Consider the following 13,954-nt stretch of genomic DNA (forward strand, 5'->3'; position numbering starts at 1 on the left):
CACCGCCGCTGGGAGCCCTCGCGAACAAATAGCTGGACAGCCTCACCGGTCAAGTTGCGCAGCGCCGTAGCGATCGGCCGGACGACGTCGACAAGCGGGAATCGTTCGGCTGATTGCTGCCCGAGAGCGACCAGGCCGTGACCAAGTTCGAATCGGCCCTCGCCGTCACGGCGCAGAAATCCGTGCACTTCGAGCGCCGCGGCCAGCCGGTGAGCTGTGGCCCGCGGGAGACCGGTCGATTGCTGGAGCTGCGATAGTCCCTGCGGCTCGACCGAGACAGCTCGAAGCACCAGCATCGACTTGTCAAGCACGCCAACACCTGTGCTCGGAATCTCGGTGGAGCCGCAACTGGCCGCTACGCTATCCATATTGCAAGAACCATATCTCACGATGTGGGAAACGCCACTACCCGTTCAACTGACGTAGAAACCGAGCATCACATGGGCAAGACACTGCCAGAAAAGGTCTGGGAACGCCACCTGGTCCACTCCGCCGAGGGCGAACCAGAGCTGCTGTACATCGACCTGCACCTCGTGCATGAAGTCACGAGCCCGCAGGCATTTGACGGCCTCCGCCTCACCGGGCGCGGCGTACGCCGTCCCGATCTCACGCTCGCCACTGAAGATCACAACGTGCCGACCGAGAACATCGATCAACCGATTGCCGATCCGATCTCGGCGAAACAGATCGACACCCTCCGCGTTAACACCGCCGAGTTCGGCATTACCAACTTCCCGATGGGCCATCCTGACCAGGGCATCGTTCACGTGATCGGCCCGGAACAGGGCCGCACCATGCCGGGCATGACCATCGTGTGCGGCGACTCGCACACCGCCACACACGGCGCCTTCGGTGCGATCGCTTTCGGCATCGGCACCAGCGAGGTCGAACACGTGCTCGCCACGCAGACACTGCCCCAGAGCCGACCCAAGTGGATGTCAGTGACCGTCGATGGCGAGCTGCAACCCGGCGTCACCGCAAAGGACGTCATTCTTGCGATCCTCGGTGAAATCGGCACGAGCGGCGGCATCGGCCACATCATCGAATACCGCGGATCTGCAATCCGGGCACTGTCGATGGAAGGTCGCATGACCGTCTGCAACATGTCGATCGAAGCTGGGGCCAAGGCCGGACTCATCGCCCCCGATGCCACAACGTTCGACTACCTCGAAGGCCGCCAGCACGCACCGCAGGGTGCCGACTGGGACGCAGCGGTCGCCGACTGGAAGACGCTCTTTTCGGACGACGACGCAGTGTGGGACGCCACCGTTGTGCTCGACGCCGCACACATCTCGCCCCACGTTTCATGGGGCACCAACCCCGGCCAGGTGGGCCCGATCGACCGGCCCATCCCCTCACCGAGCGACTTCGAGAGCACAACCGCACAGGAAACCGTGCAACGCGCACTCGATTACATGGGCCTCAAAGCCGGCCAGTCAATGCGCGACGTCAGCGTCGACACCGTATTTATTGGATCATGCACCAACAGCCGGATCGAAGACCTCCGAGCCGCAGCTGCGGTCATGGAAGGGCGCACCGTCACGGTGCCCCGCGTGCTGATCGTTCCCGGCAGCCACCGCGTCAAGGCCCAGGCGATCGAAGAAGGACTCGACAAGATTTTCACAGCGGCCGGCGCTGACTGGCGCGAGCCGGGCTGCTCGATGTGCCTCGCGATGAACCCCGACAAGCTTGCTCCCAAGGAGCGTGCAGCATCCACCAGCAATCGCAACTTCGAAGGCCGCCAAGGCCCCGGTGGTCGTACCCACCTCGTCTCGCCTGCGGTTGCCGCGGCAACAGCCATCAAGGGCACATTCTGCACACCTGCCGACCTCCCTGCACGCGGCAACACGGAGGTGGCCAAGTGAAATCTGTCCAGATCATCACCGGAACCGGCGTGCCGCTGAAGCGCTCCGACGTCGACACCGACCAGATCATCCCCGCCGTCTGGCTCAAGCAGGTCGAGCGCACCGGCTTCGAAAAAGGCCTCTTCTCGGCATGGCGCGACGAGCAGGGCTTCGTGCTCAACGACGAACGCTACGCAGGCGCCAACATCCTCGTGGCCGGCCCGGCCTTCGGTGTCGGTTCGTCCCGCGAGCACGCCGTCTGGGCCATCCAACAGTACGGATTCGATGCAGTGATCGCGCCCAGCTTCTCCGACATCTTCCGCAACAACTGCACCAAAAATGGCCTCGTCCCGGTGATCCTCCCAGAGGCCATCGTCGAAGCAATCTGGGGCGCTATCGAAGCTGACGCTGCCACGTCAATCGTCGTCGACATGGAACAACTCAAGGTCGAAGTCCCCGCCGCAGGCATCGACGAGCCGTTTCCGATGGACGCAGCAACGCAGCACCGCTTCCTCAACGGTCTCGATGACATCGGCATCACGATGACGCACATCGACGAAATCGCGAGCTTCGAAAGCAGTCGCCCGACCTGGCTCGGCTGAGTTCCAGTTGAGTTTCAGTTGGGGTCTGACCCCAACTGAAACTCAGCGACCAGTCAGACTGATTGCATGGCAGAGATCCACGGCACATCCGCTCCCGAATACAGCAAGCTCGGTGAACTCCTGAGCAGCACCGTCGACAGCGGCAAAGACGTCGGAGCTTCGGTGTCCGTGACGGTCGACGGCGAAACCGTCGTCGACATCTGGGGCGGCTGGGCCGACGAGGCCAAGACCACGCCGTGGTCCGAAAACACGATCGTCAACGTCTGGTCGACGACCAAGACAATGACCTTTCTCTCGGCGCTGGTTCTCGCTGAGCGGGGCACCCTCAATTTCCACGAGAAGGTCGCGACGTACTGGCCGGAGTTTGCCCAGAACGGCAAGGGCGACATCGAAGTCCGCCACCTTATGGGCCACACGTCCGGCGTCAGCGCCTGGGAACAGCCCGTCACGACCGAGGACATCTACGACTGGGAGAAGTCGACGTCGATGCTTGCCGCACAGGCGCCGTGGTGGACGCCGGGCGAAGGCTCCGGCTATCACGCACTCAATCAGGGCCATCTGATCGGCGAGGTCATCCGCAGGATCGACGGTCGCATGCTCGGCGACTTTTTTGCCGAGGAAATCGCTCGGCCCCTCGGCGCTGACTTCCACATCGGGCTCGATCCGACCGAATTTGGTCGCGTGTCGAATGTGATTCCGCCGCCCCCGCTCGACTTCGACCTCGCAGCGCTCGACCCCAACGGTGTGCTGATCAAGACCTTTACGGGCCCTGCGCCGGGCGCCGAAGAGTCGTGGACGCCTGAGTGGCGCCAGGCCTGCATCGGTGCAGCGAACGGCCACGGCAACGCCCGTTCCGTTGCTCGCATCCAAGCAATCGTTGCAAACGGCGGCACCGTCGACGGGGTGTCACTCCTGTCGGCCGAGACGATCCAGATGATCTTCGAAGAGCAGGCCCACGGCGTCGACCAGGTGCTCGGCCTCCCGGTGCGATTCGGGATGGGCTACGCCCTGCACTCCGAAGCAGTCCCGTATCTTCCAGAGGGCAACTACGCCTACTGGGGTGGTTGGGGCGGCTCGTCGATCATCGTCGACATCGACCGCAAGATCAGCTTCGCCTATGTGATGAACCGGATGGACGAGGGACTACTCGGCGACACGCGCGGGATCAACCTGGCCCAAGAAGTCTTCAAACGCTGATCAGCAGCACGGCTGCACCGCGTCAGATCTTGACGACCATCTTGCCGGTATTGGCACCGGCGAGCAGCCCGATGAATGCTTCGCCAGCGTGCTCGATGCCCTCAACTACTGTTTCGTCGTGCTTGATCGTGCCGTCGGCGAGCCAACCGCCGACCTCGGTGATGAAGTCCTGCATCATGTCCCAGTGATCGCTCACGATGAAACCACGCAGGTTCAGCCGCTTGCCGATTGCAAGTGACATGTTGTTCGGCCCCGGTGCCGGCTCGGTGTTGTTGTACGCCGATATCGCGCCGCACAGCGCGATCCGGCCCATCGGGTTGAGGGCATGGATCGCTGCCTGTAGGTGCTCGCCGCCCACGTTGTCGAAGTAGACATCGATGCCATCAGGGGCCGCAGCAAACAGCTGCTTGGCGACAGGACCGGACTTGTAGTTGAAGGCCGAGTCGTAGCCGAGCACATCGGTGAGCCACGCAACCTTCTCGTCGGAGCCCGCCGAACCAATGACACGTGAAGCGCCCTTCAGCTTTGCGAGTTGTCCAACAAGCGAGCCAACAGCTCCGGCTGCACCGGACACGAACACAGCGTCGCCTTCCTTGAACGACGCAACGTCGAGTAGCCCGGCGTAGGCAGTCATTCCCGGCATGCCGAGCACGCCGAGGTTCGCCGACAGCGAGACCCCGTCGATGACTGCGGCCTGCTGAACAGCCGATCCCTGGACGATTGCAATTTCGCGCCATCCGAGGTTGTGGACCACATAGCTTCCAACCGGAACCGCGCCCGACTTCGATTCGATCACTTCGCCCACGGCCCCGCCTTCGAGCGGCTGACCGATCTGGAATGGCGGCACATACGACTTGACGTCGTTCATGCGACCACGCATGTACGGGTCGACCGACATGAAACGGTTGGCGATCATGACCTCACCATCTTCCAGGTCACGGACTGGCGATTCCGCGACTTCAAAGTTCTCGGGCACGGGAGCGCCGTTCGGTCGGGAGGCGAGGTTGACGTGGCGAGAAGTGCGGGTCATGACCCGACGATACCCAAACCAACGGGCGCTCAATCGACCAGCTGACTCCTTCTCGGCGTCAGCAAGTGGCCGGCCGGGTGGTTGGCCGGGTGGTTGGCGGGGTGGTTGGCGGGGTGGCCGGTTAGTTTGCCAAACATGGCCGAGACACACCCAGATCTTGAGCAACGGCTGCGGCTCCACCTCACCGAGTGGGTGGGTCAGTGGCCGCCACTGGCGGACGGCATCACCGTGGTCGGCGACCCGGCCCGGTTGCAACCCACCTGGGACGGCTCGATTCGCAAGTTGCTCGGTGTTGGAAACGGGCGGGCAACGATCATCGCCGTCCCGCCGCTGCAGGCCGACGCTGTAGCAGCCGCTCTGGCGGACGGGCCTGACCGTGCTGGGCTCGGGGACGAACTTGGCGCGATCCTCGGTCTGGGCGCGGCCCGCTTCGGCGCCGGTGTGTTCCGATCGACAACGACTGTCGACCCGACAATCGAGGCCCTCGGGGAATGGATTGCCACACAGAACTCCGACCTCCCGGCCTGGCTTGCTCCGTTCAATGGCCCTCGTCTCGTTGCCCGCAACGATGCAGGCGAAGTGATTGCGTCCGTGGGCATCAAGATCCATGACCGCTACGGCTACGAACTCGCCGTGGTCACCGAAGCAGAAGCCCGGGGCCAAGGCTTCGCTCGACGCCTCGTGGCGACTGCGGCGCGCTGGGTGCTCGACGACGGTGCGATTCCGACGTACCTGCACGAATCGAGCAACCTCGCCAGCGCACACGTCGCCGATGCGGTCGGCTTCGCTGATGAAGGCTGGACCGTCCACGGTCTCTGGCCGCACAGCTGATCACAGCACGACCAGAGTTACGAATGGGGTCAGGCCCCTTTCGCAACTATCTGGCTGCGTGGGCTGACAGAATGTGCGCCACAGCCATCGTCAGCTTGCGAGCCGTCGGGACGTGCAGGTATTCGTTGGGGCCGTGGGCGTTGGCGTCCGGGCCGAGCACGCCGGTGATGACGAATTGTGCTTTGGGGAACTTTCCGCCGAGCATGCCCATGAAGGGGATCGACCCGCCCTCACCGAAGTTGCGCGCTGGCTGTCCGAATGCTGCGGTCGACGAGGCGTCCAGCGCATCGGCGAGCCAGGGCGCCGTTGCAGGTGCGTCCCAGCCGGGAGCCCCATCGACGTTCGAGAACGAGACGCGTGCGCCGTACGGCGGATCAGCTTCCAGCGCCGCAGTGATCGCTGCAGCCGCGGCCTTCGGATCGGCGGTCGGGGGGAGTCGGAACGAGAGCTTGAGTGACGTCGACGGACGAAGCACGTTGCCGGCCCGATTCGTGGGCGGCAGGCCGTCTGCGCCGACGACGCTCAGCGTGCCGTACCAAGTGCGAGCAAGCAGTTGTTCGGCTGGATCATCAACCGCCGCTCGGGCCCCCTCGACCAACGGGTAGTTGTCGGCATACGCGCCAACCAGCGGTGCAGTGTCGTTCGCCTCGGCGACACGGCCCGGTGGAATCTCGACGATGAGTTCGGGCAGCAACATCGCTCCGGTCGCAGCATCCTCGACGCGGTCAAGCAGCGAACGGATAATGCGGAACGACGACGGAATCATGCCCGACACATCGCCCGAATGCAGGCCAGCGGTCACGATGTCGACAGACAGGGTGCCCATGACCATGCCGCGCAGCGACGTGGTGACCCACATGCGTTCGTAGTCGACGCAACCTGAATCGAGGCACACCACAAGACTGGGCGTGCCAATCGTGTCGGTGAGTGCTTCGATGTAGGCCGGAAGATCTGGTGAGCCCGACTCTTCGCTCGCTTCGATCAGCACAACACACCGATTGTGGGCTCCGCCAGCAGCCTGCGTGGCTTCGATGGCCGTCAGGCTGGCGAACGCTGCATAGCCGTCGTCGGCGCCGCCCCGTCCGTACAGCCGGTCGCCTTCGAGAACCGGCGTCCATGGCCCGAGATCATCCCGCCAGCCTTCCATTTCCGGTTGTTTGTCGAGGTGGCCGTACAAGAGCACCGGGTCGTCGTTCGAGCCACCGTTGAACGCTGGAACGTCGATCACGATCATCGGTGTCCGCTCGGGCAACTCCATCACTTCGATCGTCATGCCGGGAATCGGGCGGGCTCGGCACCATCCGGCGATCAGCTCGACGGCCTGGGCCATGAAGCCGTGTTCACGCCAGTCAGGGTCGAAGTCCGGCGACACGTTCGGGATCGCGATGTACTCGTGTAACAGGGGGACGATCCCAACCCACGCATCGTTGGCATGGTCACGGATGATGTCGGCAGGCGAAGACTCGGTCAGCGTCATGGAGCAAACGGTAGCGGTCACACTGTGCCTGGCACAGTGTGACCGCTACAGTCGGATCTCGTGGCCAGTAGCACCGTTCTCGCACTCGGGACTGCGTCGTCGTATGGCGCCGCAATCACCCGGCATGACACGCTGACGCTCCTCACAGATATCGGCATCGAAGGCGACCGTTACGCCGGCAAGAAACGAGCCGTTTCGATCGTGTGCACCGGCGAGCTCGCCCGAGCCGCCGCCGATGTAGGCACTGAGCAGTTCGATGGGCTGCGGACTCGGCGCAACATCGTTGTCGACCTCGACGAACTCCCGCGCACCCACGGGGCGCGCTTCACCATCGGCGAGGTCGAACTCGCCGTCTGGCGTGACTGCGCGCCGTGCAACCTGATGAATGAGATTTTCGGCGACGGCGCCCAAGCTGCGCTTCGTCAGCGAGCTGGCATCACCGCCAGCGTGGTCCAAGGTGGCATCGTTCGCCTCGGCGACGCGCTCCTCCTCGCCTGACTCAGCGCTGTTCGCTCGCGACACCTGCGCACACAACCGCGCACCGCACCTGCTCAGCCGTTGGAAAATTGGAACCCGCAGTTGGGGCCGGTGAAGTTGTCGAGCCGCAGCGATGCGATTCCTGCATCGCTTGCTGCGTCCTGCAACTCCGGTTGAGCGAAGATCCCCTCGATGTTCGAAAGATCGTCCGCAGTCCGAATATTGGTGAATGCCTCGACGAGTGCCGGCGTCAGTCGTGCCGTGCCGTCAGCGACGGCACGAATCTCTGCATCAATGCCGCGTGGGGCAACAGCGGCAGCGCGATCGTAGGCCGCCAACGTTTCCGGGAGCGACGCCTCGATCTCAGCGGCAAGGGTTGCGAATGCGGCGATGGTCTCGACCTCCGACGTGCCTCCTGGGTCCGTGGCAACACGCTGCAGGATCTCGTTCGTCGATGCCGTGGTCTGATCCGACAGGTCTTGGACGAATTGCAGCTCGGTGCAGGTCTGCCCGATGTCACCATCGTCTCCTGCAGCGCGCTCGGGCACCGTGGTGGCCATAATCGAAACGGTCGGGACAGGCGCGCCGTCCGATCCGGACTTGCTTGCGCTACAGGCCGCGACGACGCACACGATCGATATGAACATGGCGAGCAGACGTTGGGACTTCACGCTGCGAGACGCTACCCATCTCGACCGGTCGTCAAGCGGCGCTGCAACACGATGCGATCCGAAGAACTCGTCTACGGTCGACGTCATGCCTTTGACTGGAGAGTACGTCCCGAGCACCATGGACTGGGTCCGCGAACAGGTCGACACCTACGAGGCCACGAACGGCCGCGAGGCGAGCACGCTGCGCGAGACCGGAATCCCCATCATCGTCGTCACCACCAAGGGTGCAACCAGTGGCAACTTGCGTAAGTTCGCGCTGATGCGCGTCGAGCACGAAGGCGAGTACGCACTCGTTGCGTCGATCGGCGGCGCGCCGCAGAACCCGTCGTGGTTCCACAATCTCGTGGCCGAACCGCTGTGCGAGATCCAGGACGGCCCAGAGCCCGCTGACTACACCACCTCCATTGTCGACGGCGACGAGCGGCTGGCGTGGTGGGAGCGAGCGGTCGAGGTCTTCCCGACCTACGCCCAGTACGCCGAGAAAACCGACCGCACTATTCCGGTCTTCATTGCCCGCCCCAACTGACGATCCGCTCGCGCAGATCTGACAAGGTCACAGGGTGACCACAATACAAACGGAGAGCCAGCAGCCAGCGAACGCCATCACTGTTCGGCCGTTCCGGCTGCTGTGGCTCAACAACCTCTCCTTTTTTCTGGTCTCCAACGCGCAACGGTTCGTCTTCGGATGGCTGGTCCTCGACGGACTCAACCGGAGCGAAAGCGACCAGGGCATTGCCGTGTTCACGCTGGGACTCCCGGCAGCGTTGCTCGTGCTGCAGGCTGGCGCATGGGCAGACCGATGGGACCGTCGACGGATGCTGATCTGGACGCAGGTCACCGGTGGGGTTGTGATGGCCGTCACTGCGCTGTTAGTTCGTGCCGACACGATCTCGTTCGGCTGGGTCATCGTGATGACCCTTTTCGCCGGTGCCGCTTCAGCCATCGGCCAGCCGGTCCGTTCCTCCCTGATCCCGGTCCTGGTCGCGAAGGAGCAGTTGTTCAGCGCGATCGCGGTCAACGCCATAGCGATGACGCTGTCGCTGATCCTTGGGCCGGTGCTCGCCAAGGTCGTCGGCGACCAGTACGGCTTCGACGGAGCATTCTGGTTCCAGTCAGGCCTGATGTTCGCGGGCGTGATCTTCTTGATGCGACTCGAGATCCCGCCGCACATCGACCTGCCGCCGAAGCGGCCGATTATCGCCGACATGAGAGAAGCGCTTCGTCACGTTCTCGGCGACGCCAACCTGCGCGTCCTGTTCGGCCTGCTGGTCATGGCCAGCTTCACCGTCAATCCGGCGGTCATGGTCACGCTGCAGGCGCACGTCAAAGACGGTCTGGGTCGCACGGCGGGCGATGCTGCATTGCCCTTTGCACTGATGGGTATTGGCATCGCGATCAGCTCCGTCGTGGTGATGCGCAAGGGTGACATGAAACAGAAGGGCGCAGCCTTCCAACGTGCCCTGATCTGCGGTTCGACCATCACGATCCTGACCGGTCGCACCACCGACTTCTGGCAGGTTCTGGTCCTCGCCTTCTTCATGGGCTTGGCTGGCGGGTTCTACATCAACATGAACCAGGGCCTCATCCAGGCGAACACACCACAGCCTCTGATGGGCCGCGTGATGGGGCTCTATGCGCTGACATCATTCGGCATCATGCCATTCGGCGCGCTGATCCTCGGCGCTATCGCGGCGTGGACGAACGCTGGCGCAGCCATCAGTGGTGCGGCGTTGGTCGGCTTGATCGGCGTGGTCACCACGTATGTGAGCCAGCGCGAATTGCGCGAACTCAGTTAATAATCAGCTCAGCGTCAGGACATGGACGGCGCCAGCGTGGCGGCCGATTTGATGTCGTCGCCGAAAGATTCGAGCTGCTCGAGACGCTTGTCGTTCGAGAACACATCGACTGCCTTCGTCGGCTCCATCTTCATCATCCGCTGCAGGATCCGAACCTGGGTGACCTGGTTGTACTCAGACAGCGTGATTGCCCAGCCGTCACGGCCGGCACGAGCCGTGCGGCCAGAACGGTGGAGGTAGTCCTTGACGTCCTTGGCCGGCTCGTAGTGGATGACCGCGCCGATGTCGTCGATGTCGATACCGCGGGCAGCAACGTCGGTGGCCACGAGAACCTGCAGCTTGCCTTCGGCGAATGAGCGCATCACGCGCTCACGCGTCTTCTGCTGGAGATCGCCGTGAATCGCCATGGCATCGATGCCGAGTTCTTGGAGCCGCTCTGTGGCCTTGTCGCACTGCCGCTTCGTCTGGCAAAACACCATCAGCTTCGGAATGCCGCGAGCGATCGCTCCGATCACCTTGTCGCGATCCATGTGGTGGATGCCGAGGAACAGGTGGCTCATATTGCCGACCGTGTCGGTCGCCTCGTCGACGGCCACCGTGACAGGATCGGTCTGATATGCCCGGATGAGGTGCCCGACGTCGCCGTCCAGCGTCGCGGAGAACAGCATGGTCTGGTTGCGGTTGACGCAGTGGCGCAGAATCCACTCGACCTGCGGGGTAAACCCGTCGTCGGCCATGCGATCAGCTTCATCAAGCGTAACGATCTGGACGTCTTCGAGGCTGACCTCGTTGGACTTGATCAGGTCGATGAGACGCAACGGCGTGGCGACCACAAGCTCGATGCCCTTTGCCATCTCCTCAACTTGGTGATGACGAGATGCCCCACCGTAAACGGGCAGAACATTCATACCAGCGTGTTGCGCAACGGGATGGAGCACTTCGGCCACCTGAATGGCCAGCTCCCGTGTCGGTACGAGAACAAGGCCGAGCGGCTTGGTCGGCGCTGCTTTGTCAGTGATGCGGGCGAGCATCGGAATGCCGAAAGCAAGGGTCTTGCCCGAGCCAGTCTTGGCTCGTCCGCAGACGTCATTTCCAGCCATGGCAACAGGAATTGCTTTGGTCTGGATGTTGAACGGCTGTGCGAAACCGCACGCAGCAAGGCCGTCGTCGATCCGCGCCGGGACACCGAGATCGAAGAAACCTGTCGGCGCTTCGACCGGCGGGAGAATGTTCACCGTTGTCAGATTCGATGTGTTGACGTGATCACGGGACGAGTCATCAGAGTCTCGTGGCGTCCGCTTGCGACGAGGCGCTCCGCGTCGTGCTGTATTTTCTGTCATCGTGTCCGTCAGGGTACCGCTCGCAGTAGCCCGGTCAGCCGGTTTCACCCACATGCTGTTGTCCAGTTGCGTTTCCCACGCTGGCCGACCGGTGCTAGGATTACTTGTATGCAGCGATCGATCACCGCGAGCCTTCTTCTGCTTATGTAGGGCAGCCGCACGTCGTCGCGCCTGCCCGCACCCTCCGCCCCTCCGGCCGGGGGGTTTTTGCTTTTTCGACCCCGACCGACGCTCGCCACATCAAACCGCACGTTCCCATTGAGAGAAGTTATGCCTCCGACACCCAGCACTCCGAAGCAGATGCCGTTCAACAAGTACGCGCCCTTCGTTCCCATCACATTGACCGATCGCACCTGGCCCAATCAGGTCATCGACACTGCACCGCTCTGGTGCTCGGTCGACCTGCGCGACGGCAACCAGGCCTTGATCGATCCGATGGACCCGACCCGCAAGCTGAAAATGTTCACCGAACTCGTCGCCATGGGATTCAAAGAAATCGAGATCGGCTTCCCGTCGGCGAGCCAACCCGACTTCGACTTCCTCCGGCTGCTGATCGAGGACGACCTGATTCCGGACGATGTCTGGATCCAGGTACTCGTCCAGTGCCGCCCCGAGTTGATTGCCCGCACGTACGAGGGCCTGCGCGGCGCTCCACGAGCAATCGTCCACTTCTACAACTCGACGAACCCGCTCCAGCGTGACGTGGTGTTCGGCCTCGACCAAGAGCAGATCAAGCAGATCGCCGTCACCGGTGCAACGCTCTGCAAAGAGCAAGAGGCCGCGCTGCCAGACCGAGCCGACGGGTCAGCGACCGAAATCCGTTACGAGTACAGCCCCGAGAGCTTCACGCTGACCGAGCCCGACTACGCCATTGAGGTGTGCGAGGCCGTCATGGACGTGATCGCCCCAACGCCTGAGGATCCGATCATCTTGAACTTGCCGGCTACCGTCGAGTGCTACTCCCCCAACGTGTACGGCGACGTCATCGAGTGGTTCGGGCGCACGATCCGCGACCGCACGTCGGTCCTCATTTCACTCCACCCGCACAACGACCGCGGCTGCGCCGTTGCGGCTGCCGAGTTCGGCGTGATGGCCGGCGCTGACCGCGTCGAGGGCACGCTCTTCGGTAACGGAGAGCGCACCGGCAACGTCGATGTCGTCAACCTTGCAATGAACCTGTTCATGAACGGAGTCGACCCGAAGCTGGACATTTCCGACATCGATGCGCTGCGCCGCACCGCCGAGTACTGCAACCGGCTGCCGGTCTCACCTCGCCACCCATACGTGGGCGACCTCGTGTACACCGCGTTCTCCGGGAGCCACCAGGACGCCATCAAGAAGGGCCTCGACGCCCTCGACGCCACTCGGGACACGACCTCGGGCGAGTACCCAAAGTTCGCCGTGCCGTACCTGCCGATCGATCCGAAGCACGTGGGCCGCACGTATGAAGCGGTCATCCGCGTCAACAGCCAGTCCGGCAAGGGCGGCGTCGCGTACGTCATGAAGACCGAGCACGGCTTCGACCTGCCGCGCCGGCTCCAGATCGAGTTCTCCAAAACCATCCAGCACATTACGGAGGATTCAGGCACCGAGATCACGCCCGGTGTGATGTGGGATGCGTTCCAGGCCGAGTACATGCCCGCAACGCCCACGATGAAACTGCGCAGCCATGAGCTGCACAGCGCCTCCGGCGATGATGGCGGCACGACCACAATTCAGGTGCAACTCGAGGTTGAAGGTGTGGCGCATTCGTTGCACGGAACGGGCGATGGCCCAGTTGAAGCCTTCGTCGCCGCACTCACCGATGAGTTCGGTGGATCTGTTGGCGGCGATTTTGACGTGCTCGACTATGCCGAGCACGCCATTGGGCAGGGCGCTGACGCTCGGGCTGTCGCGTACCTCGAGACCGTCGACGGCAACGGCAACGTTCGCTGGGGTCTCGGCACCGATCCGAGCATCACCACCGCCTCGCTGCGAGCCGTCCTCGCAGCGTTCGAACGTCAGCGCGAGCGCCGATAACACCACCGTTCCTGCCGAGGTCTCGTCTGCGTGATGTTTTTGGTGCCCATTTCAGCCAAAATCATCACGCAGACGCTGCGAGACCGAACGCTGGTCTGACTAGGTTGGGCGATATGACCTGGATGGTGACAGCGGTGCGTCGATCCCTCTGGCTGGTGTTGATCGGTGCCGTTGGCGGAGTCACGTGGTCGTGGTGGCGAGACCGCACTGCGCCGCCGACACCCCCGTCACCGCCGGAATGGCCACCACTCGAACCGTCCAACAGCGCTCCGGTAATGGCGTCGGTTGTCAATGGACTCGCCGACTCGCCGGACGCGCGGCCCGATGCTGCGCCTGGATCATGGTTGCCGCCGACAGCCGACGGTTCGTGCCCCGACTCGCACCTGATCAAGGCAAACAACAATTCAGGGATCTTCCACGTTCCCGGCGGCCGCTTCTACGACCGCACCAAGTCAGAGCGTTGCTATGCCACTGCGGCCGACGCGGTTGCGGACGGCTACCGTCCGGCCAAGGCTTGAACACCCCGAACAACACCCCGAACAACACCCCGAACAACACCCCGGACAACACAGGAGAAAACACCATGAAGGTCACCGTCGACTTCGACAGCTGCGCATCGACCGGCGCATGCATGCAGGTGTGCCCCGAAGTGTTCGAGGTCCGCAACGAC

The 13,954-nt window shown here is 63.1% G+C and carries 14 protein-coding genes; 9 read left to right on the top strand and 5 right to left on the bottom strand.

Annotated features, from left to right (window positions below):
* On the bottom strand, positions 1-368 hold a 368-nt coding region (locus ACH2EI_RS11180; RefSeq protein WP_395160046.1), incomplete at its 3' end, for a helix-turn-helix domain-containing protein.
* Between the two features lie 72 nt (positions 369-440).
* On the opposite strand from ACH2EI_RS11180, the gene leuC reads away from it, so the two are divergent.
* From leuC to ACH2EI_RS11195, 3 genes are all read left to right on the top strand, one after another.
* Complete coding sequence (gene leuC / locus ACH2EI_RS11185; protein ID WP_395153164.1) at positions 441-1,865, top strand: 3-isopropylmalate dehydratase large subunit; 1,425 nt, start codon at positions 441-443, stop codon at positions 1,863-1,865.
* Complete coding sequence (gene leuD / locus ACH2EI_RS11190; protein WP_395153165.1) at positions 1,862-2,446, top strand: 3-isopropylmalate dehydratase small subunit; 585 nt, start codon at positions 1,862-1,864, stop codon at positions 2,444-2,446. The genes leuC and leuD overlap by 4 nt, the downstream gene beginning before the upstream one ends.
* Before the next feature lie 66 nt (positions 2,447-2,512).
* Entirely contained in the window at positions 2,513-3,643 is a 1,131-nt protein-coding gene (locus ACH2EI_RS11195; RefSeq protein WP_395160048.1) for a serine hydrolase domain-containing protein, read from the top strand.
* A gap of 22 nt (positions 3,644-3,665) precedes the next feature.
* Here ACH2EI_RS11195 and ACH2EI_RS11200 read toward each other — a convergent pair whose 3' ends face one another.
* Positions 3,666-4,673, bottom strand: coding sequence for an NADP-dependent oxidoreductase (locus tag ACH2EI_RS11200; protein WP_395153167.1), 1,008 nt, complete (start codon positions 4,671-4,673; stop codon positions 3,666-3,668).
* A gap of 135 nt (positions 4,674-4,808) precedes the next feature.
* Between ACH2EI_RS11200 and ACH2EI_RS11205 the strand changes: the two genes are divergently transcribed.
* Positions 4,809-5,504 (top strand): GNAT family N-acetyltransferase, encoded by a 696-nt coding sequence (locus tag ACH2EI_RS11205; protein ID WP_395153168.1) that lies wholly within the window; start codon positions 4,809-4,811, stop codon positions 5,502-5,504.
* 46 nt (positions 5,505-5,550) lie between these two features.
* Here ACH2EI_RS11205 and ACH2EI_RS11210 read toward each other — a convergent pair whose 3' ends face one another.
* Complete coding sequence (locus ACH2EI_RS11210; protein WP_395160050.1) at positions 5,551-6,981, bottom strand: M20/M25/M40 family metallo-hydrolase; 1,431 nt, start codon at positions 6,979-6,981, stop codon at positions 5,551-5,553.
* 60 nt (positions 6,982-7,041) lie between these two features.
* Between ACH2EI_RS11210 and ACH2EI_RS11215 the strand changes: the two genes are divergently transcribed.
* Positions 7,042-7,479 carry an MOSC domain-containing protein gene (locus ACH2EI_RS11215; RefSeq protein ID WP_395153170.1) on the top strand — a complete coding sequence of 146 codons (438 nt, stop codon included), beginning with the start codon at positions 7,042-7,044 and terminating at the stop codon, positions 7,477-7,479.
* Between the two features lie 53 nt (positions 7,480-7,532).
* Here ACH2EI_RS11215 and ACH2EI_RS11220 read toward each other — a convergent pair whose 3' ends face one another.
* The gene (locus ACH2EI_RS11220) at positions 7,533-8,216 is read right to left on the bottom strand and encodes a hypothetical protein (protein WP_395160052.1); all 684 of its coding nucleotides are present in this window, start codon (positions 8,214-8,216) and stop codon (positions 7,533-7,535) included.
* On the opposite strand from ACH2EI_RS11220, the gene ACH2EI_RS11225 reads away from it, so the two are divergent.
* Together ACH2EI_RS11225 and ACH2EI_RS11230 are read left to right on the top strand one after the other, a co-directional pair.
* Positions 8,215-8,655, top strand: a complete 441-nt coding sequence (locus ACH2EI_RS11225) for a nitroreductase family deazaflavin-dependent oxidoreductase (RefSeq protein ID WP_395153172.1) — start codon at positions 8,215-8,217, stop codon at positions 8,653-8,655. The genes ACH2EI_RS11220 and ACH2EI_RS11225 overlap by 2 nt on opposite strands.
* Before the next feature lie 34 nt (positions 8,656-8,689).
* Positions 8,690-9,925, top strand: coding sequence for an MFS transporter (locus tag ACH2EI_RS11230; protein ID WP_395153173.1), 1,236 nt, complete (start codon positions 8,690-8,692; stop codon positions 9,923-9,925).
* A 14-nt stretch (positions 9,926-9,939) separates the two neighbouring features.
* On the opposite strand, the gene ACH2EI_RS11235 is transcribed toward ACH2EI_RS11230, so the two are convergent.
* Entirely contained in the window at positions 9,940-11,160 is a 1,221-nt protein-coding gene (locus ACH2EI_RS11235) for a DEAD/DEAH box helicase (protein WP_395160054.1), read from the bottom strand.
* A gap of 375 nt (positions 11,161-11,535) precedes the next feature.
* Between ACH2EI_RS11235 and leuA the strand changes: the two genes are divergently transcribed.
* Positions 11,536-13,284: a 2-isopropylmalate synthase gene (leuA, locus tag ACH2EI_RS11240; protein WP_395153175.1), complete on the top strand. Its 1,749-nt coding sequence runs from the start codon at positions 11,536-11,538 to the stop codon at positions 13,282-13,284.
* A 134-nt stretch (positions 13,285-13,418) separates the two neighbouring features.
* Entirely contained in the window at positions 13,419-13,802 is a 384-nt protein-coding gene (locus tag ACH2EI_RS11245) for a hypothetical protein (protein WP_395153176.1), read from the top strand.
* Positions 13,803-13,954: the final 152 nt, after the last annotated feature.

It is taken from the genome of Ilumatobacter sp., from assembly GCF_041688325.1.
In the GTDB taxonomy this organism is placed as follows: domain Bacteria; phylum Actinomycetota; class Acidimicrobiia; order Acidimicrobiales; family Ilumatobacteraceae; genus Ilumatobacter_A.